Raw genomic sequence first — 20,841 nt, 5'->3', positions numbered from 1 at the left:
GCAGGCACCAGCGATGTCACAACCGGACTACCAAGCGCAGCCGCCCCTTGAGTTCCTGGCATTGCGTTTCAGCCGAGGGTGAAGGCGGCCCTCGCGGACCTCGACCGCGTGAAGGGCCCGGAGCGTGTACCGAACGGTCCGTACCCGCCTCCGACTTGGCCTTGGGTCTCCATGACCTGGGTACGGATCATGGACAGGACCGTGCGCCGAAGTGATCGCCACGGTCCCTTCCGGCTCATACGGTCGAATCAGTAGCGAACGACGGCGTCACCCACCGGTACCCGTTCCTCCCCTCCACACCGGATTCGCGGCGTGGCGCCCCGGTACCACCGACCGAAGGGCCAGATGTATGTCCCAGGAGCGTGAAACGAAATCCCGAAGAGGAGGTGCCGCGGCCGTGCTGGCCGGCGGCTCCCGGGTGCCTGCCGGTGACGTCCCGGAGTGGCTGACCGGCCTGCTCGTCGACTGTCCGGGCCACGACGCGGTCAGCGCGTCGGCCGAATGGGCGCGGATGGGGGAGTACTGGACTCACCATTGGTGCGCCATCACGGGTTCCGCCGCGCCCGGTATGGACGAGGCGATCCACGACTTCGTCGGAACCATGCGCGGGGAAGGCGATCTCTCCGAGGTCCAGATGGCGCAGGTGTGCCACGCCGTCGATCCCGGCCGTGGTCACTCCGTCGCGGACGGCGTCGGCGCGGCGATCGAACGGTTCCTTTGGCGGATCCGCTCCTGGATCCCGCTTTGGGTGTCCTTCGCGGACTGGGTCGTCCGGTGGTGTGTGCACCGGGATCGCCGCCATGTCCTGTTCCTCGCCCGCGACATGCTGACGACCTACCTCACGGCGCGACGGCTCGATCCGGCCGCCGGGCTGGACATCCGGCTCGCTCACGCCTCCCGCGCCGATCACGGCACGCTCGAAGACGTGCTGGGGCTGCGGGACGGCGAGCGGTTCGAGCCCGAGAGGGTCGCGCTGGTCGATTCCGGTTGCTACGGCACCGTGATGTCCCGGCTTGCCGGGCAGGTGGACGCCGAGACACGGGCGGAGGAGGAAGCCGCCTGCCTGTTCTACTTCAGCCGTAACCCCAAGATCTTCGGTTACCTCAACTACCTGCTCAGCCCCAGCATCCTCGAGCTGGACATCGCCGGGACGGACGTCGCCGACTTCGTCATCTACGCCGGTGACCTCCTCGAAGCCATGCCGAAGCCGTATCGCGTGGTCCGCACCGGAGCCGGACTGGTCACCGAACCGCAGGACCTGCTGACCTTCTGCCTCGGGATGGCCGTGCTGAAGGAGGTCGGCGACTTCGTCGACGCCGGGCCGCTGGTCTCGGTCCCGCAGGCACAACGCCGGGCGCTGGATCTGTTCACCGCCTACTCCCACGCGTCGGCGAACCGGCTGCACGCCGATTCGCTGCTGTTCCACACCCCGGCCCCGCAGCAACTGCCCTCCCACTACGGGTTCGAAGCACTCGACTTCCAGAGTTTCCCGCCGCAGAACGAGATCTTCGGATCCGCGCCCGGCTGAGGAAGGAAAGGAACGATCACGATGACCGACGCCATGACCTTCGTCGAGAACTGCCGTGCGAAGGACGGGCTTCTCGTCGAGACCGACGAGAGCGCCCCCAGTCTCGAAGCCACCCGGTTCGGCGCCGAGATCCGCGCCATGCGAGGACACGGCCTCACGCGACAGGAGCTCGAATTCGCCTCCGGCGCGAGGACGGGCGGCGCCTACGCCATGTTCAGCGGTGGAGCGCCTTCCCTCGGTGCGACGTATTACGCCTTGCGGCTGTATCAGCTCGCCGGGGTCACCGTGCCCGATTCCGCCGCGGTCGTCCGCTGGGTGGGCGAGGCGCTCTGCTCCGGGGACAAGACCGTCGTGGACATGGACGACCTGTTCTACGGGGTGCGGTGCCTGATCATCCTCGGCGCCCGGCCGGAGCCGTCCGCCGCCCGTGCGATCCGCGCGTTCCTCGGCGAATGCACCAAGGACGACCACGGCTGCGCGCTCCTGCCCGATCGCCCGTCCGACATCGAGCGGACCTACTGCTCGGTCGCGATCCGGCAGTGGCTCGGCACCGAGCAGGACCACGCCGACGCGCAGGCTAGCGGTCCGTTCGTCGTCTCGTGCGACGACGGGTTCGGGCACATCCGGATGCGGCCGTCCGAAGCGGAATGGTCGCTCGCCAGCGCTTATTGGGGCGCGCGCACCGTCGAGTTGCTGAATCTGGCCTGGCCCTGGGCGGAGCTGGACGCCGCCGTCCGGCGGTGCGCGCAGCCCGACGGCGGGTTCAGCACGAATCCCGGTTCGACGCTGTGGGAGACCTACTGCGCGCTGCGGGTGATGGACATCGCGGCCTCCCGTCAGGAGCAGCCGGTATGACCGCGCCGCTTCGCGAACAGGCCGCCGTTCCCGGGAGGCTCGGCTTCGGGATCTATCTCATCCCGGGTTTCCCCGACTGGGAAACCAGTCTCGCCGCCGTCCGCGCCGCCGTCGCCGGAGGAGCGGACTTCGTCGAATTCCCGATCCTGCTCGACGCGGACTTCTCCGCCAGTACCGGCGGCGTCGTCGCCGAGGCGCTGGCGAAGGCCGGGCCGGACAATCTGGACCCACGCTCACCCCGCCTCCGTGAATGGCTCGCCGAAGCACCGGTGCGGGTCGGCATCGTCTACCGGTCGGCCTGGCCGTCCGTGGACGAGTGGCGTGCCGGTGACGAGATCCTGGCGGGGTGCGCGGGGATGCTCTGCGAGCACGATGCCCGGCCGTTCCCCGAATACGCGGTACGGGCGCGCCGGCACGGTATCGCCCTGGTGCCGCCGCTGCGCGTGACCGCGGGCCCCGTCACCGACGAGGAGCGGGACACGCTCGGAAGCGGCGACGGGTTCGTGTACCTCGCGCTCAGTTCGGAGACCGGACGGGCGGGCACCGTCGACAGTGGACTCGGCCGCCGGATCGACGACATCCGCGGGGTTCGCCCGGATCTGCCCGTCTACACCGCTTTCGGCATCCGCGATCCCGGCGATGTCGCCGCTGTCGCCCGGCAAGGCGCCGACGGGTTCATCGTCGGCAGCCACGCGCTCACCGTCCTCCGCGACGGCGGGACGGCGGCGTTCGGCCGCTGGTTCTCCGGGATGGCCGCCGCGCGGTCCCAACCGATGCGCGTACGTACTTGAGGAGACTCGATGTTCACTCCACCCTTCACTTTCACTCCCGAGCAGGAGCGGTTCCGGCAGGAGGTCCGCGAGCTCTTGCGCGTGCAATGCCGCGAAGATCTCGTCCGTGCCCGTCGGGCCCGGCCCTGGCGGCATCCGGATCTGACCTACCGCAGGCTGGGGGAGCGCGGCTGGCTCGCGCCGGACTGGCCGACCGAGTACGGCGGACTCGGATTGTCCATTGTGGAGTCCGCGATCGTGGCCGAGGAGATGGCGCTGGCGGGGGTGCCGGACAGCGCGCGCGTCAACACCGTGGACAACGCCGGATCGACGCTGCTCGAAGCGGGCACCGACGAGCAGAAGGCCCGGTTCCTCCCGGCGATGGCCGCCGCGGAGCGGCTTTTCGTCGTCCTCTACAGCGAACCGGACGCCGGCTCGGATCTGGGTGGCCTCGCCACGCACGCCGAACGCGAAGGCGACGGCTGGCGCCTGTCCGGCGAGAAGATCTGGAACGTCGGCGCGAACAAGGCGGAGTACGGCATCTGCCTGGCCCGCACCGGCGAGGGCAAGAGCAAATACGCCGGGCTCAGCCTCTTCCTGGTGCCGCTGCACGTCGACGGCGTGCGGATCGGCGAGATCCCGGGGTTCAACCCGGAGGCGTTCGACCACATCGTCTTCGACGACGTCCGGCTGCCTGCGGACGCCCTCGTCGGTGCCGAGGGCGAGGCCTGGCAGCTGGTGAACGAGGTACTGGCGGTCGAGCGGACCGGTGTCTACTTCTACGGGCACGCCCAGCGGTGGCTCGATCTGCTGACGCGGTTCGAACTGCCCGCGCGTGCCGTCTCCGACGTGCGAGCCTTGCGGGCCGACCTGCCCGCCGCACGGCTGCTGACCTGGCACGCCGTCGATCTGCTGTCCCGTGGCGAGGACGCCGCCGCGGCCGCCGCCGCGGCGAAATGGTGGACCAGCGAACTCACCAGCCGGGTCGCCGCACTCGTGTGGTCGGTCAGGGAGGCTTTCACCGGGCACGAACAGGTCGTCGCCCGCCGTCCGGCCGCCGCAGACCGGGTGGACGGCCTGCCGACGGACGACGTCGAACTCACCACCGCCCTGAGCGAGGCGCCCGGCCTCACGGTCGCGGGCGGAACCTCGGAGATGATGCTGGCCACCGTGTCGGCCGCGCTCTTCGACGAAGCGCTGGAGGTGGCGTGATGCGCACGGGACTGTCCAACGCACAGGAAGAACTCCGAGGGAGGCTGGCGGCGGCTTTCGCGCCGTCGGCGGAAGACGACCTCTGGAGCGGTTGCGCGCGGCACGGTGTGCTCGGCCTGACGCAGGACGTCGGCCGTGGCGGTCTCGGCCTCGGGGAGACCGAAGCCGTCCTGGCCGCGGAAGAACTCGGCTTCGCGATCCGCGACATCGCGGTGGCCGAGCACATCACGACCGCGGAAATCCTCGCGGAACAACAGAACGCGGTTACCGACGGCCTGATCGACGACGCGATCGCCGGACGGCGCAGGCTCCGGCTCGATCTCCCCGCCGTCCCGTCCGGCCGGACCGAACGTCCTTCGTGGTGGCTGCGGCTCAGCGCCCATCTGCTGGGGCTCAGCCGCCGGGCACTGCGGCTCGCCGCCGCCCGGGCCAGGGAACGAACGCAGTTCGGCGGCCCGATCTCCCGGTTCCAAGGGGTTTCCCTGCCACTGGCCGCGCGGTCGGTGACGATCGACGGACTGCGTCTGCGGCTCTACCAGCTCGCCGGCGAGGCCGACCGGGGAGTCGCCGACGTACGTGAGATCGCGCTCTTCGCGCGGTCGGTCCGCGGGCACGCCTACGACGCCGTCGTGCAGGCTGTGCACGTCTTCGGCGCGTCCGGCCTCACGAACCCGCAGCCCGTGAGCGCCTGCCATCAGCGGATGCTCGACACCGGCACCAGACTGCTCGCCGACGTCGACTCCGTTCGCGACATGCCGACGCCCACGGCCACCCCGTACCGGCGCACGGCACTCGAACGCCGGGTTCCCGCGGCTTGGCAACGTGGCGCCCGCGTGCCGCTGGAATTCGACCGCGTCCACGACCTGGTCGGCGCGGCGGCCGCGAAGCACGGCGATCAGGTCGCCGTCACGATGGCCGGTGAACCAGACCTGACCTACGCCGAATTGGAGAGCCGCGCCAACCGGCTCGCCCGTCTGTTGCGCGAACACGGGGCGGGACCGGGGTCGCTCGTCGCGGTCTGCCTGCCGCGGTGTGCCGACCTCGTCGTCGCGCTGCTGGGCGTGCTCAAGAGTGGCGCCGCGTATCTGCCGCTGGATCCCGAGTATCCCGAGGAGCGGCTGGGATTCATGCTCACCGACAGCCGTGCCGGGATAGTGCTCACCCAGGACTGGTTCACCGAATGGCTTCCCGGATCGGAGGCGACGGTGATCCGTCTCGACACCGACCCCGCCGTCCGGGAAGGGCCGGACGATCCGCCCGAGGAGCGGGCCACCGCCGACGATCTCGCCTACGTGATCTACACCTCCGGGTCGACAGGCGAACCGAAAGGGGTCGAGATCGAGCACCGCGGCCTCGTCAACCGGCTCTCCTGGGATACCAGGGCGTTCCCGCTGGGGCCCGGGGATTCCGTCCTCCAGCACACTTCCCTGTCGTTCGACATCGCCGAGATGGAGATCTTCGGCGCACTGGTCAACGGTGCGCGCGTCGTCCTCGCGCCGCTGGGGTCCGAACGCGACACCGCGACCCTCGCCCGCACGATCGTCGACGAGCGGATCACCGCCGTCCCGCTCGTACCGTCCCTTTTGGACGTTCTGCTCGAAGAACGCCCGGGGCTCAAGGAAGCCACCGCGTTGCGCTACCTGTTCTCCGGCGGCGAGGCACTCTCGCCCGAGCTGTGCCGCCGCGTGTTCGACACCGTGCCGTCGGCCGAGCTGCACAACTTCTACGGTCCCAGCGAGGCCAGCGTCGACGTGACGTCCTGGCACTGCACACCGGAGAACGTCGGCGACGGCGTCCCGATCGGGGTGCCGCTGGACAACGTCACCGTGTACCTCGTCGACGACACCGGCATGCCCGTGCCGCGGGGCGCCGCCGGGGAACTGCTGGTCGGCGGTGCCGGTCTCGCCCGCGGTTACCGGTTCCGTCCGGAACTGACCGCCGAACGGTTCCTCCCCGACCCGTTCTCGCCGGATCCGGCGGCCAGGGTCTACCGCAGCGGGGATCTCGCCCGGTATCGCGACGACGGCGTCATCGAGTTCCTCGGCCGGATCGACGAGCAGGTCAAGATCCGCGGCTTCCGCATCGAACCCGGCGAAGTCGAAACGGCGCTGGAAAACCTGGACGTCGTCCGGCAGGCGGTGGTCAAACCGGTCGAGAACATCCGGCTCGACGCGTTCGTCACCTGTTTCGGCGACCCGCCCGACGCTGACGACCTCCTGGGCGAACTGCGCACCCGACTGCCCGAGCATCTGGTGCCGAGCCGGATCGAGGTGCTGGACGCGTTCCCGTTGATGCCCAACGGGAAGATCGACCGCTCCGCGCTCACCCGCGACGTCGAAAGCGCCGGGGAACCACAAGACGAAGACGGCCCGCGCGGCGCCGTGCGGCGGATCATGGCCGACGTGCTCAACCAGGGCTCCGTCGATCCCGGCGCGGATTTCTTCGACCTCGGCGGGACCTCGCTGCAGGCCGCCCGGTTCGTCGCCCGGGTGCGCAACTCGACGTCGCTGGAGCTCAGCCTCGGCCAGTTCATCCAGGACCCGACCTGCGACGGGATCCTCGCCCGAACCCGATCGGAGGCATCATGACCAAGCTCTACTGTCTTCCGCACGCCGGCGGCACCCCGGCCGGTTACCGCACCTGGATCAAGGCCCTCGCGCCGGAGATCGAGGTGGTGCCCCTCCAGCATCCGCGGCCGTCCGCCGACGAGCCGTTGAGTCTGCAGGACGCGGCGGAGTCGGTCGTCGAGCAGTGTGAGACCGAAGGGGACTTCGCCTTCTTCGGGCACAGCCTGGGCGCAGTCATCGCGTTCGAAGCCGTGCGCGCGCTGTCCGGCTCACCCCGCCGCCTGTTCGTCTGCGGCAGCGCCGTGCCGCCGGTCGAAGCATCGCGTGGCCGCGACCTGCGCTCACTCCCGGATCGCGAGTTCCTGCGGGAGGTCGCGCGGCTCGGTGGGCTGCCGCCGGAGATCCACGCCGACGCCGAGCTGCGCGAGGAGTTCCTGCCCGGACTGCGTGCCGACTACACGCTTGCGGAGACCTACGAATACCAAGACGGGCCCCCGATTCCTTGCCCCGTATCGGCGTTCCGCGGTCTGTCCGACGGCCATGTCGACAAGGAGGGCCTGAACCGCTGGGGCGAGTTCACCACCGCGGGCGTCACCGCTCGCGAAGTACCCGGCGACCACTTCCCGCTGCGGACGTCGGTGACCTTCCTGCACCGCGCGATCCGCAAGGACCTCGCCGCCTGAAAGGAGTACAGCGTGCACACCGTCGTCCTCGCCAACGCGACCGATGAAGCCTGCAAGACCGAAGCGGAGGAACTGGCCAGGTTCACCGAGCTGACCGGACGTCTGGAGGAACAGGGCGTCCGCATCGTCACCGCGTGGAACCTGCTCGGGAAGTACGACTACCTGATCATCCTGGAGCTGGCCGACGACCCGCGCGCCGCGTTCGGCGCGATGTCGCTCATCGCCCAGTCGGGCTCGATGCGCACCGAGAGCATGGTGGCCATGCCGCTTGAGGAGTACTTCGACCTGGCGAAATCCGTCGCCGCCTGAGGGCTCGCCCAGCGCGTGAAGGCCCCCTTCCCTCGGCTCAGCCGAGGGAAGAAGGGGGCCTTCACGCGCAAACGCTGCGAGCACTGGTGCGCCTGGGCGCTGTTGAGCACATCGCGTGTCGGCCAGTGTCCCCAATGTGGCATTGGGGACACTGAGCGTCTCCAATGCCACATTGGAGACACAGGCTCGCGAGCGAAGGAGTCCTTCACGGCAGCGAGCGGAGCACCAGCGGCTAACGCTCCTCAGGTACCGACGCACCGGCGCGCTTCGAGAACTTCAGGTACATCAACGCCCCCAGCGCCAGCGCCGCGGCGAACAGCAGGTACCAGCCCGCCAGGACGAGGACCCCGAACATCAGGACCGTCGCGAGCACGGCGAGCCACCGTTGCTTCCCGCCCGACGGCAGGAGCCGGACCCCGGCGGCCATCGCCACCAGATAGATCCCGAGCAGGCAGGCGTTCTCCGCGCGCAGCGCCTGTTCCAGTTCGAAACCGGTGACGATCGCGACGAGGAAGCTGATCGCGGTTCCCACGGTCACCACCAGCAGGCTGCGCCTGGGCACGTCACCGGCCTGGCTGCCCTTGGCCAGCCACTTCGGCAGCGCGCCGTCACGGCCCATCGCGGCGCCGAGTTTCGCCATGCTCGCCACGAAGACGTTGAGCACCCCGAGGGTGACCACGACCGCGATCACCGCGGCGACCGCGCGGACGGAGGTCCCGAGCCCTTCCCCGAGCATCGCGGCCAGCGGTGCCTGGGTCTCCCCGGCCCGCGGTCCGAGCACGAGGATCGTCATCCCGCCGACGGCGAGATAGAGCACGCCGATGATGAGAATGGAGATCCCCGTCGCGAGCGGCATGTCCCGCTTCGGTTTCCGGAAATCGGGAGCGAGATGAGTGACGGTTTCCCAGCCGGTGAAGGACCACACCAGCAGGCTGATCGCGGTGGCGACCCCGGCGAATCCGTGCGGCGCGAAAGGCTGGAGATTGGCGGTGTCCGCTTTCGGCGCCGCGAGCACTACGGCACCGACCAGGAGAAGGGCCAGGAAGCCGGTGAGCACCAATTGGACCCGGCCGGACAGTTGCACCCCGAACAGATTCACGCCGATGGCGATCAGGATCAGCACGGCCGCCAAGACCATCGTCATCGTCCGGCCGCCGCCGACCAGTTCGGTGACATACGTGGCCCCGAAAGCGCTGGCCGCGGGCATTCCCGCCAGCGTGCCGAAATAGAACCACCAGCCGGTCACCGCCGAGGTCTTCGGCCCGAACGCCCGCAACGCGAAGGTCGCGGGGCCGCCGGCGTCCGGATGTCGTCCGGCCAGTGCGCCGAAGGTCGCCGCGACCGGCGCGGAGACCAGCACCAGGACCAGGAACGCGAGGAGGGACGCCGGGCCCGCCGCTTTGGCGGCCAGTGACGGCAGGACCAGCAACCCGGTGCCGAGGACGGCGCCGACGTACAGCGCGACGCCCTGCGGCACCGTCAGATGCCGGCTCTTCGATCGTGACGGATGCTCGACCGTTGATCGACTCATATCCGTCTGATACCCGGCGAGTGCTCCGGGTTAACTTTCGGCGGGGAACTTTGTCGCGGTCACGATCGTGGCCCGGGAAAGGACGGCCACCCGTGCGGTTTGTCCAGGATCTCGATCGTCGCCTGGTCCACCAGAAAGTATTGCCCGCCGTCTTCGCGTGGATTCGTATACGCAGCCGTCGCGATCGAGCGGCCGAAGTCGGCCATCACCGCGATGGGATAGCCGCCGTCGAAGATCTCGCCGTGCGCCGCCGTCGCGACGGTCCCGGTTTCGTACCAGGTGACGAAATACTGCGCCGGGCCGGTTTCGAAGACGCGTAAGGTCGCCTCCTTCTGCCGGACACCGGCGAAGTCGCCGGACACGCCGGTCCAGATCATCGTCGTCCTGTCCGCGTAGTGCTGCTCCAGCACGTTCCCCGAGCCGTAGTGGAAGTTCGCGCGGAGTCCGACGAGGTCGGTGCTGAGCGGATGGGTCCCGGTCACGGGGAAGAAGCGGACGTCGAGTCGCACGGGCTGAACCTCCGGATCGCTGGTATCCGCAGGTTTAGCAGCCCGGCGCGCCTCGATCATTGTCCGGTGAAGCGATCTTGTTGTCGGTGAACGCGAGGATCAGGCGAACATGCCGGGCTGGTAGTCGCCCGCCGGGGTCCTGGCGATGACGTTGAGCCGGTTGTACGCGTTGATCGTGGCGACCAGCGAGATCAGCGCGCCGATCTGCTCGTCGTCGTAGTGCTTGCGCACCTGGGCCCAGGTCTCGTCGCTGACGCCCTCGTGCGCGTCGGCGATACGGGTGCCCTCTTCGGTGAGCGCCAAGGCCGCGCGCTCGGCCTCGGTGAACACGTTCGCCTCCCGCCAGGCGGCGACCAGGTTGAGCCGCACCGACGTCTCGCCGGCGTGCGCGGCGTCCTTGCTGTGCATGTCGGTGCAGAAGCCGCAGCCGTTGATCTGGCTGGCGCGCAGCTTCACCAGTTCCTGGGTCGCGTGCGGCAGCGAGGACTCCTCGATCGGACGGTTCGCGGCGCCGAGACGCTTGACGTACTTGAGGACGACTTCGTTCTCGAACAGGTTCACGCGGGGTTCCATGATCTTTCCTCTCCGTCGGTTGCTGCACATATGACGGGGCAGCCGGGAAGGTTGTGACAGCTTTCGGAGTGACGCCGGTCACGGCTCTGGTCCATGGCGGCCGACCAGCGCATCCTGCACATGTGCGCGAAGCAAATGCGTGAAACTGCGCTAACAGAGCATTGACGTTGCACAAAACTGCACCTAACGTGACGGCTACTGCGCACAACTGGCACGGATGGGGAGTTCATGAGCGGGACCTTCATGGCGGCGGAGATCGCGAGCCAGCCCGGCTGCTGGCGGAACGCGGGGGCGCTGGCCTCGGCCAACGGTGATCTGCTGCCGCCGCCGGGCGCGCGGGTCGCGATCGTCGGCTGCGGCACCTCGTGGTTCATCGGCCAGGCGTACGCCGTCCTCCGCGAGTCCGCCGGAGTCGGGGAAACCGACGCTTTCGCCGCGTCCGAGTTCCCGGTCGGCCGCGGCTACGACCACGTCGTGGCGCTGACCCGGTCGGGTACGACGACCGAGGTCCACGCCCTGCTGGCGAAACTGCGGGGCAAGACGCCGACCATCGCGATCACCGGCGTCCCCGGCGAGATCGAGGGCGCCGCGGACACCATCGTCGACCTGTCCGTCGTGGACGAGCGCTCGGTCGTGCAGACCCGCTTCGCCACCACGGCGCTGGCGATGCTGCGCGCGCACCTCGGCGAGGATCTGGGCGCGGTCGCCGACCAGGCCGAACGTGTGCTCGCCGAGCCCCTGCCCGACGAACTCGTCGGCGCGGACCAGTTCAGCTTCCTCGGCACCGGCTGGTCCGTGGGCATCGCGAACGAGGCCGCGCTCAAGTTCCGCGAGGCCTGCCTGCTGTGGACGGAGTCGTACCCGGCGTGGGACTACCGGCACGGCCCGATCAGCATCAGCGAACCCGGCCGCGTCACCTGGATGTTCGGCCAGGCGCCGGATGGGCTGGCCGACGACGTCGCCCGCGCGGGCGGCCTGTTCGTCGAGAGCGGCCTGGACCCGCTCGCCGACCTGGTCCGCGCGCAGCGGGTGGCCGGGGCGATCGCCGCCCGCAAGGGGCTCGACCCGGACAACCCCCGCAGCCTCACCCGTTCCGTCGTCCTGACCTGAGGCAGCCGTGATCGTCACCGTCACGCCGAACGCCGCGCTGGACGTCACGTACACAGTGGACGGTCTGCGGGCCGGTGACGTCCACCGGGTGAGCGACGTGCGGTCCCGGGCGGGCGGCAAGGGGGTCAACGTCGCCCGCGTGTTGCACGCGCTCGGCGCCGACGTCCGCGCGATCCTCACGGCGGGTGGTGCGACGGGGACCGCCGTCGTGGACGACCTCACGGCGGTGGGGGTCGCCGCGGATGTCGTCCCGATCGGCGGCGAAACGCGGCGCACCACCACCGTCCTCGCGGCGGACGGCTCGGTCACCTTGCTCAACGAGCCGGGACCGTGGCTCGCGGACGAGGAATGGCAAGCGCTTGCGTCGGCCGTCCGGGCCCGGAACGCGGACGTCCTGGTCTGCTCGGGGAGCCTGCCGCCGGGAGCCGGGAGCTACGCCGCACTGCTCGGCACCTCAAGGTCCATTCTGGACACTTCCGGTGACGCGCTGCTCGCCGGGCTGGCCGGGCGCCCGTCCGTGGTCAAACCGAACGCCGACGAACTGCGCGAGGTCACCGGCCTGCGGGATCCGGTGGCCGCCGCGGTCGAACTGCGCAAGGCCGGAGCGGGCGCCGTCGTCGTTTCGCTGGGTGCCGAGGGGTTGCTGGCGGTGACCGGATCCGGCACCTGGCACGCGGCACCGTCCACTGTGCTCACTGGCAACACCACCGGCGCCGGTGACGCCGTCGTCGCGGCGCTGGCGCTGGGACTGAGCCGCGCCGACTCGTGGCCGGACATCCTGCGCCGGGCCGTCGCACTGTCCGGGGCGGCCGTGCTCGGCCCGCTCGCCGGCGACGTCGACCTCGCGCACTACCAAGCCGAACAGGGGCTGGTCGCCGTGCGCGCCCACCCGGATTAGGAGAACCCTCATGCCTCTGGTGGGAACCGGGGAAATCGTCGGAGCCGCCGCGGCGGCCCGGCACGGCTGTGGCGCGTTCAACGCGATCCAGCTCGAACACATCACGGCGATCGTCGACGGCGCGGCCGCGGCGGAAGCGCCGGTGATCGTGCAGCTGAGCCAGAACGCCGTGAAATACCACGGCTCGCTGGCGCCGGTCGGTACCGCGGCGCTGGCCGCCGCCAGGGCCGCGACCACCCCGGTCGCGGTGCATCTCGACCACGCCGAATCGGCCGACCTCGTCCGCGAGGCGGTGGCGCTCGGCTTCGGGTCGGTCATGTTCGACGCGTCCAAACTGGACTACACGGACAACGTGCGCGCCACCCGTGAAGTCGCCGCGTACTGCCACGATCACGGCGTGTGGGTCGAGGCGGAACTGGGCGAGGTCGGCGGCAAGGACGGCGTCCACGCGCCCGGCGCGCGTACCGATCCGGACGAGGCGGCGGAGTTCGTCGCCTCCACCGGGGTGGACGCGCTGGCGGTGGCGGTGGGCAGTTCGCACGCCATGCTCACCCGTGACGCCGCGCTGGACTTCGAGCTGATCTCGCGGCTCCGGGGGCACGTGCCCGTGCCGCTGGTGCTGCACGGTTCCTCGGGGGTGCCCGACGACGGCCTGGCCGAGGCGGTGCGGGCCGGGATGACGAAGATCAATATCGCCACCCAGCTCAACAAGGTGTTCACCGCGGCCGTCGCGGGCGACTGGCGGGCGCATCCGGAGCGGGTCGATCCGCGCAAGTACCTCGGTGCCGGGCGGGCCGCGGTCGCTGTCGAGGTGCGGCGTCTGCTCGGTGTGCTCAAGCTGGGGCGTACTGAACCGGAAAAGGTGACGATTGAGCAGACTTTGCGCGATTGAGTGTTGACATGTGCGTGAAACCTCACAAAACTGCGCAACAACAAGCAGAACTTGTGTGATCTTCGATCCAGGTGGTGGCGGATGCGGGTAGGCAAGCTCACGGCATTGACGGCAGGGGCGGCGCTCCTGCTCGCGGGATGCGGCGGCGGGGACACGGCCGGTGGCACCGGCGAGAACGCGCTCCCGGGAGTCGATCAGTTCCTCAACGCGCCTTGTCCGGAGGCGGCGGTGAAACCCGCCACGGACAAGGAGTTCACGTACTGGTCCATGTGGACGGCCGACGAACCGCAGGGCAAGGTCCTGCAGAAGGCCTTCAAATGCTTCCAGGAGAAGACCGGCGTCAAGGTCGACGTGCAGTGGCTGGGCCGCAAGGCCTACACCCAGAACCTGGTGCCCGCGCTGAACACCGACGCCGTGCCGGATCTGTTCGACCAGGACGTCAGCAAGGTCGGCGCGGCCATCATGACGCCGGGCGGGACGCAGAGCGTCGACGACGTGTTCGCGATGAAGGTCGGTGAAGGCGACAAGACCGTCAAGGACGTGCTTTCGCCCAGCTCGTACGACTTCCCGCAGAACAAGGACCGCGAGGGCCACAACTTCATGGTCCCGTACACGATCCAGTCGAGCGCCTGGTGGTTCAACAAGGACACCGCCGGTGACATCCAGCAGCCGAAGACGATGGACGAGCTGATCGGGCTGTTCGACAAGGCGAAGGCCGACGGCAAGGCCGCGATCAGCCTCGACGGCGACATCCCGTTCTACAACATGTACTTCTACACCCAGCTCGCCGAGCGGTACGTCGGCGCGGGCGGACTGTACAAGGCGGCGACCGACAAGACCGGCCAGACGTGGAAGACCGACCCCGGTTTCCTCAAGGCCGCCACCGAAACCGCGAAGCTGCCGAAGTACTTCATCGACGGCTGGGACGCGGCGAAGTTCCCGCAGGTGCAGCAGCGCTGGGCCGACGGCGACTCCCGCTTCCTCTACGTCGGCAGCTGGGCGCCGAGCGAGACCCGTGAATACCTGGACAAGCAGGGCGCCGGGACGAAGATCAACTACGGTTCGTTCCAGTTCCCGATGCCCGCCGGTGCCACGCACGACACCGTCGAGCAGATGTCGATCGGCTTCTCAGTGACCAAGAAGGCCAAGCACGCCGAGGCGGCCAAGGCGTTCATCGCCTACTTCCTCAACAAGGACCTGCTGTCCGGGATCCCCGCGGTGGCCGACAACCTCGTGCCGCGCGCCGACCTCGCCGTGCCGGACGACCTCAAGCAGGTCAAGGCCGCGATGGACGACCCGAAGAAGGAACACGTCCTGCAGTACGACGGGATCGACGGCATCGCCGGTGGCAAATGGCAGACCGACGTCTTCGACCCGGCCGACATCGCGTTGCTGAAGGGGCAGATCACCCCGGAGCAGTTCGTGGACCAGCTCGCCACCAAGGGCGCCGAGTTCTGGAAGAACCAGGGTTGATGGCCACGGTCACGACGCCGACGACGCCTCCGGCGCGGGCGGTGAAGGCCGGGGCGCACCTGAGCCGCAAGAAACGGCTGTTCTGGCCGTTCGCCGCGCCGGCGCTGGCGCTGTACCTGGCCTTCCTGGTGCTGCCGACGATCGCGACCGTGGTGCTGAGCTTCACCAGCTGGGCGGGCGCCGGGGACACGCCGGAACCCAACGGCGTCACCAACTACACGCAGATGTGGTCGAGCGACTCGTTCCAGTACGCCTTCCGCAACACACTGGTCTACGTGTTCCTCGGCGGGATCGGCACGTTCGCGCTGGCGTTCCTGTTCACCATGGTGCTGCGGGACATGAAGGGCGGGAAGACCGTCCGCGCGATCCTGTTCTTCCCCAACATCGTGGCGCCGGTGGCGCTCGGGATGTTCCTCGGCTTCGTGTTCAAGTACCAGCCGGGGAAGCAGGGGCTGGCGAATTACGTGATGGAGAGCCTCGGCGCGGACGCGGCGAAGTTCCTGGCACCGTCCAATGTGACCGGTGTGGTGACGGCGTCGCTGATCTGGGCCAGCTCGGGGTTTTACATCACCATCCTGATGGCCGCGGTCGACCGGATCCCGCCGTATCTCTACGAGGACGCCGAACTGGGCGGTGCCTCGCCGTGGCAGAAGTTCCGCAACATCACGCTGCCGATGACGTGGGACGTCGTCGGTGTCGCCGGGGTGCTGTGGACGATCAACGCGCTCAAGATCTTCGAGCTGGTGTTCGTACTGGCCGGGCCGGGTACCTACGCCCCGCCCAACGAGGCCTGGACGCTGGGGATCTACGTGTTCGACCGGACCTTCGGCTCGAACGGCACCCCGGACTTCGGTGCCGCGTGTGCCTGCGCGGTGGCGATGATCGCGCTGGTGTCCGTGCTCGTCGTGCTGTTGCGCCGGTTGATGCGCCGTGACGCGATCCAGTTCTGAGTTGTCCATGGGAGACGAAATGTCCGTCACCGACGTCGAGGCGCCTCCGCGCCCATCGGCGAAACCGGCGCGCAAGCCACCGCGCAAACCACGCCCGGCGCCCGGCTCGAAACGGTTCAGCCCGTTGCGGGTACTGGGTTCCACCGTCGTGTGGCTGTTCACCGCCGGCAACATCCTGGTGCTGTACTGGCTGCTCACGGCGTCGTTCAAGACCCCGGTGGAGATCTTCACCAAGCCGTTCGACCTGCCGTACCAGTGGTTCAAGAACGGCAAGCCGTTCCGGAACTTCGTCTACGCCTGGAACAACGCCGGTTTCGGCGACGCCGTGCTGACCACCGTGGTCCTGGTCGGGCTGGCGACGGTCGTGACGGTCGCCGTCTCGGCGCCCTGCGCGTACGCGCTGACCCGCCTCGGTGTCCGCGGCGCCGGGCCGATGACCAACGTCGTCGCGATCGGGATGGGTGTGCCGTTCCAGACCGTGATCATCCCGCTGTTCGTGGTGCTCAGCAAAGTGCACCTGGACAACGAATACGGCCTGTTCGTGCTGTACGTGGCCCTGTCCATCCCGTTCACCGTGTTCCTGATGACCGGCTTCTTCCGGTCGCTGCCGGACGAACTGGAGGAGGCGGCCGCGCTCGACGGGGCCTCGCCGATGCGGACGTTCTTCTCGGTGATGCTGCCGTTGACCCGCGGCGGCATGATCACCGCGCTCACGCTGAACGCCATCGGCCTGTGGAACGAGACGCTGCTGGCGATCGTGTTCCTCAAGGACCAGGCGCATTTCACCCTGTCCCGTGCGCTGTTCACCTTCTACGGGGCCGCGAGCTACCAGTCGGAGTACGGCGGTCTGATCGCCGGGGTGGCGATCGTCGTGCTCCCGATGCTCGTGCTCTATCTCGTGCTCGCCCGCCGGATCATCACCGGCCTGACCCTCGGCGCCGGAAAGTAGGACCTGATGGCCACCGTGACCTTCTCCGACACCACCCGGTTCTACGCCGGGGTGGACCGCCCCGCGGTCGACGGCCTCGACCTCGAGGTCGCCGACGGCGAATTCCTGGTGCTGGTCGGCCCTTCCGGCTGCGGGAAGTCGACGACGCTGCGGATGCTCGCCGGCCTGGAAGGCGTCGACGACGGCTCCATCCACATCGGCGACCGCGACGTCACCGAACTGCCGCCGAAGGACCGGGACATCGCGATGGTGTTCCAGAACTACGCGCTCTACCCGCATATGACGGTGGGGGAGAACATCGGCTTCCACCTCAAGCTGGCCAAACTGGGCAAGGCCGAACGCGAACGCAAGGTGCGCGAGGCCGCCGCCGTGCTCGATCTGACCGAGTACCTCGACCGCAAACCCGCGAAGCTGTCCGGCGGGCAGCGGCAGCGGGTCGCGATGGGCCGGGCGATCGTCCGCGAGCCGAGCGTGTTCCTGATGGACGAACCACTGTCCAATCTGGACGCCAAACTCCGGGTGCAGACCCGCACCCAGATCGCGTCACTGCAGCGGCGGCTGGGCATCACGACGCTCTACGTCACGCACGACCAGGTCGAGGCGATGACCATGGGGGACCGGGTCGCCGTGCTGAAGGACGGGATCCTGCAGCAGTGCGACACCCCGGTCGGCCTGTTCGCGCGGCCGGTCAACGTGTTCGTCGCCGGGTTCATCGGCTCGCCGGCGATGAACCTGCTGGAGACCACTGTGGACACCGGCGGTGCCGTCGTCGGCGGTACGCGGCTGCCCTTGACCCCGGCGCAGCGGTCGGCGCTGACCGGTCCCGGCATCGTCGTCGGTGTCCGGCCCGAGGGCTGGACGATCGGGGACGGTGGCTACGAGGCCGTCGTGGAGGTCGTCGAGGAACTGGGCAGCGATCAGTACCTGTACTGCCGGGACGGCGACCGCGTGCTCACCGTCCGCACCCCCGGGATGGCCCCGTGGCAGCGCGGTGAGCCGATCTCGCTGACGCCGCAACCGGGCGCGGTGCACCTGTTCGACGCCGCGACCGGCGACAGGCTTCCGGACGCATGACCCGCCTGTACCGCACCGGGCTGGTGCTCCCGGCCGCCGAGCTGGGTCCGGAGAACCCGTTGCCGCCGCTGCGGAAACCCGAGGCGGTGGCCAAGGTGTCCAATGTGGACGAGCTGCCGCCGGAGCTGGCCGAGGGCATCGGATACGGGAGGCTGGACACCTCGTTGCCGTGCCTGCTGCAGGACGGCTACACCCGTGAGCGTCAGGAACGCGAGCTTCCGGCGCTGGTGCTGGAGAACGACCGGCTCCGCGCCACCGTGCTGCCTTCACTGGGCGGGCGGTTGTACTCGCTGGTCCACAAGCCGTCCGGACGCGAACTGCTCTACCGCAACCCGGTGTTCCAGCCCGCGAACCTCGCCCTGCGGGACGCGTGGTTCGCCGGTGGCGTCGAGTGGAATCTCGGGAGCACCGGGCACACCACACTGACCTGTGAGCCGATGTTCGCCGCGGAGATCGAGGGCCCGGACGGCACGCCGGTGCTGCGGCTGTGGGAATGGGAACGCACCCGCGACCTGCCGTACCAGATCGATTTCTGGCTGCCCGAAGGTTCGGACCACCTGCTGGTGGCGGTGCGGGTGCGGAATCCACATCCGTACGACGTCCCGGTTTACTGGTGGTCGAATATCGCGGTCCCGCAAAACGACGGCACGCGGGTGCTGGCTCCCGCGACACAGGCTTGGCATTACGGCTATTCCGGGCGGCTCGACCTGGTCGACGTCCCCGGTGAGCTGACCTACCCGGCCCGTGCCGAAGCCGCGGCGGACTATTTCTTCGAGGTGACCGGAAGACCGTGGGTGGCCGCCGTCGAGAGCGACGGGACGGGGCTGGCGCAGCTGTCCACCGGACGGCTGCGCGGGCGGAAGTTGTTCCTGTGGGGCGAGTCGGCGGGCGGACGTCGCTGGCAGGAGTGGCTGGCTCCCGGCGCGGGCGGCTATCTGGAGATCCAAGCGGGGCTTGCCCGTACGCAACTGGAACATCTGCGGTTGCCGCCGGGGGAGGGCTGGGACTGGCTGGAGGCATACGGTCCCGTCACCGCGGATCCCGCGCTGGTGCACGGAGACGACTGGGCGGCGGCTCGCGAGGCCGTCGCCGGCGGTCTGCCGTCGGCGGAAACCCTGGACGAATACCACGACGCCTGGCGGAAGATCGCCGACGTGACCCCGGAATCCTTCCTGGCCACCGGTTCCGGCTGGGGTGCGCTGGAGAACCGGCGGGCGCCGATGTGCCTGCCCGGTACGCCGTTCCCGGACGCATCGCTCGGGCCCGACCAGGAACCGTGGCTCGCGTTGCTCGACGGAACGCCGCCGGACGGGGATCCGCTCGCCGTGCCCCCGGCCACGCTGGTGAACCGGTACTGGGCGGATCTCATGGAGTACGCCCCCAAGAACTGGCTGACCTGGTACCACCGCGGTGTCGCGCAGTGGGCGGCCGGACGGCACTCGGACGCCGTCCGTGCCTGGCGCGAGTCGGTCTCGGCGGCCGAGAACCCTTGGGCACTGCGGAATCTCGGGGTCGCCACGGCAGGGCCCGAGGCCGCTTGGCTGTACCGGCGGGCTGTCGCCCTCGCGCCTTCACTGCGCCCGTTGGTCATCGAGGCGATCGCGGCGCAACTCGCCGCCGGGCTGCCGGGAGAAGCGGCCGCGTTGCTGGACGGACTTCCCCGGGAGGGCCGGATCGCCTTGCTGGCCGCTCGTACCTGCCTGGCGCGAGGCGATCTCGCGGGCGCCAAGGCCATTTATGACGACGGCTTCGAGGTCGCGAACCTCAGGGAAGGGGAAACCTCTCTTTCGGACACTTGGGCGGCGGTTTCCGAGGAACCGTTGCCGGAACACCACGACTTCCGGATGAAGTGACCGGCCGGGCCACCTGACCGGCGTGCCGCTCGCGGCGGACAACCGCGATGCAGCATACTGCTCGAAACAGTGGCCGACAGCGCAATGCCATGCGCGATAGGCCGCAGGGAGCTAGGAGTGGCGCGGATGGCCCGGCACGAACGGCTGAGCACCCTGCTGGACCTGTTGGGGCAGCGGGAAAAGATCGACGTCGAGGACGTGGCCGAGGAGTTGAACGTCTCCGCGGCCACGATCCGGCGCGACCTCGACCACCTCGCGGAACAGCAGTTGCTCACCCGCACCCGGGGTGGCGCGGTCGCCAACGATCTCGCCTACGACCTGCCGTTGCGGTACAAGACCGCGCGACATGTGCCGGAGAAACAGCGGATCAGTGTCGCCGCCGCGGCGATGGTGGCACAGGGCATGGTGGTCGGTCTCAACGGCGGGACGACCACGGCCGGGGTCGCGCGGTCGCTGGCCACGCGCTCGGATCTCGCGAGCCTGCGTGATTCGCCGGGGCTGACGGTGGTCACCAACGCGCTGAACATCGCGCACGAACTGGCCGTGCGGCCGCATGTGAAGATCGTGGTGACCGGTGGGGTCGCGCGCCCGCAGTCGTTCGAACTCAGCGGCCCGCTGGCCACACGCGTGCTCAGTGAGCTGACGATCGACCTGCTGTTCCTCGGGGTCGACGCGTTCGACCCCGAGGCGGGCGCCTTCGCCCACCACGAGGGTGAGGCGAGTATCAACCGGCTGATGGTCGAACGGGCCGAACGTGTCGTCGCGGTCGCCGACGGTTCGAAACTCGGCCGCCGCGCGTTCGCCCGGATCTGTGCGACGTCGCAGGTGCACGCCCTGGTCACGGATTCCCAGGCGGACCCGAAGGCGCTGCGCGCGTTCGAGGCCGCGGGGGTCGAGGTCCAAGCCGTCTGACCGAGTCCGTGAAGGCCTCCTTGCCTACCTTGAGGGTCAGGGGCCCGGCAAAGTCGCGGAGCTGCTGCTCCCGGCACGGCGACCGGCGCGAGGGGGGTGTGTGGATATAGGGACGTTCAACGTCCCTATATCCACACACCTCTCACTAGCGGTAACACTTGCGCGCCGCCAGTCACAGCGAGTGCCTTCACGG

The 20,841-nt window shown here is 69.2% G+C and carries 19 protein-coding genes; 16 read left to right on the top strand and 3 right to left on the bottom strand.

The annotated features are described in order from the left end of the window. Positions 1-349: 349 nt before the first annotated feature. The 7 genes from L324_RS25035 to L324_RS25005 are packed head-to-tail and all read left to right on the top strand — an operon-like array spanning position 350 to position 7,924. Positions 350-1,528: a hypothetical protein gene (locus L324_RS25035; RefSeq protein WP_152546991.1), complete on the top strand. Its 1,179-nt coding sequence runs from the start codon at positions 350-352 to the stop codon at positions 1,526-1,528. A gap of 21 nt (positions 1,529-1,549) precedes the next feature. Continuing rightward, positions 1,550-2,383 carry a prenyltransferase/squalene oxidase repeat-containing protein gene (locus L324_RS42855; protein WP_037313407.1) on the top strand — a complete coding sequence of 278 codons (834 nt, stop codon included), beginning with the start codon at positions 1,550-1,552 and terminating at the stop codon, positions 2,381-2,383. Beyond that, positions 2,380-3,174, top strand: a complete 795-nt coding sequence (locus L324_RS25025) for a tryptophan synthase subunit alpha (protein ID WP_037313404.1) — start codon at positions 2,380-2,382, stop codon at positions 3,172-3,174. Before L324_RS42855 ends, L324_RS25025 begins: the two co-directional genes overlap by 4 nt. Before the next feature lie 9 nt (positions 3,175-3,183). Then, positions 3,184-4,365, top strand: coding sequence for an acyl-CoA dehydrogenase family protein (locus tag L324_RS25020; RefSeq protein ID WP_081736460.1), 1,182 nt, complete (start codon positions 3,184-3,186; stop codon positions 4,363-4,365). After that, the gene (locus L324_RS25015; RefSeq protein WP_051174084.1) at positions 4,365-6,953 is read left to right on the top strand and encodes an amino acid adenylation domain-containing protein; all 2,589 of its coding nucleotides are present in this window, start codon (positions 4,365-4,367) and stop codon (positions 6,951-6,953) included. The genes L324_RS25020 and L324_RS25015 overlap by 1 nt, the downstream gene beginning before the upstream one ends. Then, complete coding sequence (locus L324_RS25010; RefSeq protein WP_051174083.1) at positions 6,950-7,615, top strand: thioesterase II family protein; 666 nt, start codon at positions 6,950-6,952, stop codon at positions 7,613-7,615. The genes L324_RS25015 and L324_RS25010 overlap by 4 nt, the downstream gene beginning before the upstream one ends. A 12-nt stretch (positions 7,616-7,627) precedes the next feature. After that, positions 7,628-7,924: a GYD domain-containing protein gene (locus L324_RS25005; RefSeq protein WP_037313401.1), complete on the top strand. Its 297-nt coding sequence runs from the start codon at positions 7,628-7,630 to the stop codon at positions 7,922-7,924. 232 nt (positions 7,925-8,156) lie between these two features. Here the strand turns inward: L324_RS25005 and L324_RS25000 are convergent, their stop codons facing one another. From L324_RS25000 to L324_RS24990, 3 genes are all read right to left on the bottom strand, one after another. Then, positions 8,157-9,455, bottom strand: a complete 1,299-nt coding sequence (locus L324_RS25000) for an APC family permease (protein WP_037313398.1) — start codon at positions 9,453-9,455, stop codon at positions 8,157-8,159. Between the two features lie 59 nt (positions 9,456-9,514). Continuing rightward, positions 9,515-9,964: a MoaF C-terminal domain-containing protein gene (locus L324_RS24995; protein ID WP_037313393.1), complete on the bottom strand. Its 450-nt coding sequence runs from the start codon at positions 9,962-9,964 to the stop codon at positions 9,515-9,517. A gap of 99 nt (positions 9,965-10,063) precedes the next feature. Further along, positions 10,064-10,537 carry a carboxymuconolactone decarboxylase family protein gene (locus tag L324_RS24990; protein ID WP_037313391.1) on the bottom strand — a complete coding sequence of 158 codons (474 nt, stop codon included), beginning with the start codon at positions 10,535-10,537 and terminating at the stop codon, positions 10,064-10,066. Positions 10,538-10,765: 228 nt separating this feature from the next. Here L324_RS24990 and L324_RS24985 point away from each other — a divergent pair, with 228 nt between their 5' ends. The 9 genes from L324_RS24985 (at position 10,766) to L324_RS24945 (ending at position 20,648) form a co-directional block, all read left to right on the top strand. Continuing rightward, positions 10,766-11,647 carry an SIS domain-containing protein gene (locus L324_RS24985; protein ID WP_037313386.1) on the top strand — a complete coding sequence of 294 codons (882 nt, stop codon included), beginning with the start codon at positions 10,766-10,768 and terminating at the stop codon, positions 11,645-11,647. Positions 11,648-11,654: 7 nt separating this feature from the next. Then, entirely contained in the window at positions 11,655-12,545 is an 891-nt protein-coding gene (locus L324_RS24980; protein WP_037313384.1) for a 1-phosphofructokinase family hexose kinase, read from the top strand. 10 nt (positions 12,546-12,555) lie between these two features. Continuing rightward, positions 12,556-13,437 carry a class II fructose-bisphosphate aldolase gene (locus L324_RS24975; RefSeq protein WP_037313382.1) on the top strand — a complete coding sequence of 294 codons (882 nt, stop codon included), beginning with the start codon at positions 12,556-12,558 and terminating at the stop codon, positions 13,435-13,437. An 81-nt stretch (positions 13,438-13,518) separates the two neighbouring features. After that, positions 13,519-14,910: an ABC transporter substrate-binding protein gene (locus L324_RS24970; RefSeq protein ID WP_037313380.1), complete on the top strand. Its 1,392-nt coding sequence runs from the start codon at positions 13,519-13,521 to the stop codon at positions 14,908-14,910. After that, positions 14,910-15,860, top strand: coding sequence for a carbohydrate ABC transporter permease (locus L324_RS24965; RefSeq protein WP_037313378.1), 951 nt, complete (start codon positions 14,910-14,912; stop codon positions 15,858-15,860). The genes L324_RS24970 and L324_RS24965 overlap by 1 nt, the downstream gene beginning before the upstream one ends. A 19-nt stretch (positions 15,861-15,879) precedes the next feature. Beyond that, the gene (locus L324_RS24960) at positions 15,880-16,809 is read left to right on the top strand and encodes a carbohydrate ABC transporter permease (RefSeq protein ID WP_037313376.1); all 930 of its coding nucleotides are present in this window, start codon (positions 15,880-15,882) and stop codon (positions 16,807-16,809) included. Between the two features lie 6 nt (positions 16,810-16,815). Next, positions 16,816-17,883 carry an ABC transporter ATP-binding protein gene (locus L324_RS24955; protein ID WP_037313373.1) on the top strand — a complete coding sequence of 356 codons (1,068 nt, stop codon included), beginning with the start codon at positions 16,816-16,818 and terminating at the stop codon, positions 17,881-17,883. Further along, positions 17,880-19,736, top strand: coding sequence for a DUF5107 domain-containing protein (locus L324_RS24950; RefSeq protein ID WP_037313369.1), 1,857 nt, complete (start codon positions 17,880-17,882; stop codon positions 19,734-19,736). Before L324_RS24955 ends, L324_RS24950 begins: the two co-directional genes overlap by 4 nt. Before the next feature lie 126 nt (positions 19,737-19,862). Next, positions 19,863-20,648 carry a DeoR/GlpR family DNA-binding transcription regulator gene (locus L324_RS24945; RefSeq protein WP_037313680.1) on the top strand — a complete coding sequence of 262 codons (786 nt, stop codon included), beginning with the start codon at positions 19,863-19,865 and terminating at the stop codon, positions 20,646-20,648. The last annotated feature ends 193 nt before the right edge of the window (positions 20,649-20,841 follow it).

Origin of the sequence: Amycolatopsis orientalis DSM 40040 = KCTC 9412, assembly GCF_000478275.1 — a bacterium.
GTDB lineage: Bacteria > Actinomycetota > Actinomycetes > Mycobacteriales > Pseudonocardiaceae > Amycolatopsis > Amycolatopsis orientalis.
Note: the sequence above shows the minus strand (reverse complement) of the source record. Positions and strands in the feature narration are given on the sequence as shown.

Coding starts and splice junctions, on each gene's coding strand:
- L324_RS25035 (WP_152546991.1), top strand. CDS start 350: ATGTCCCAGGAGCGTGAAACGAAATCCCGAAGAGGAGGTGCCGCGGCC.
- L324_RS42855 (WP_037313407.1), top strand. CDS start 1,550: ATGACCGACGCCATGACCTTCGTCGAGAACTGCCGTGCGAAGGACGGG.
- L324_RS25025 (WP_037313404.1), top strand. CDS start 2,380: ATGACCGCGCCGCTTCGCGAACAGGCCGCCGTTCCCGGGAGGCTCGGC.
- L324_RS25020 (WP_081736460.1), top strand. CDS start 3,184: ATGTTCACTCCACCCTTCACTTTCACTCCCGAGCAGGAGCGGTTCCGG.
- L324_RS25015 (WP_051174084.1), top strand. CDS start 4,365: ATGCGCACGGGACTGTCCAACGCACAGGAAGAACTCCGAGGGAGGCTG.
- L324_RS25010 (WP_051174083.1), top strand. CDS start 6,950: ATGACCAAGCTCTACTGTCTTCCGCACGCCGGCGGCACCCCGGCCGGT.
- L324_RS25000 (WP_037313398.1), bottom strand. CDS start 9,455: ATGAGTCGATCAACGGTCGAGCATCCGTCACGATCGAAGAGCCGGCAT.
- L324_RS24990 (WP_037313391.1), bottom strand. CDS start 10,537: ATGGAACCCCGCGTGAACCTGTTCGAGAACGAAGTCGTCCTCAAGTAC.
- L324_RS24985 (WP_037313386.1), top strand. CDS start 10,766: ATGAGCGGGACCTTCATGGCGGCGGAGATCGCGAGCCAGCCCGGCTGC.
- L324_RS24975 (WP_037313382.1), top strand. CDS start 12,556: ATGCCTCTGGTGGGAACCGGGGAAATCGTCGGAGCCGCCGCGGCGGCC.
- L324_RS24970 (WP_037313380.1), top strand. CDS start 13,519: ATGCGGGTAGGCAAGCTCACGGCATTGACGGCAGGGGCGGCGCTCCTG.
- L324_RS24965 (WP_037313378.1), top strand. CDS start 14,910: ATGGCCACGGTCACGACGCCGACGACGCCTCCGGCGCGGGCGGTGAAG.
- L324_RS24960 (WP_037313376.1), top strand. CDS start 15,880: ATGTCCGTCACCGACGTCGAGGCGCCTCCGCGCCCATCGGCGAAACCG.
- L324_RS24955 (WP_037313373.1), top strand. CDS start 16,816: ATGGCCACCGTGACCTTCTCCGACACCACCCGGTTCTACGCCGGGGTG.
- L324_RS24950 (WP_037313369.1), top strand. CDS start 17,880: ATGACCCGCCTGTACCGCACCGGGCTGGTGCTCCCGGCCGCCGAGCTG.
- L324_RS24945 (WP_037313680.1), top strand. CDS start 19,863: ATGGCCCGGCACGAACGGCTGAGCACCCTGCTGGACCTGTTGGGGCAG.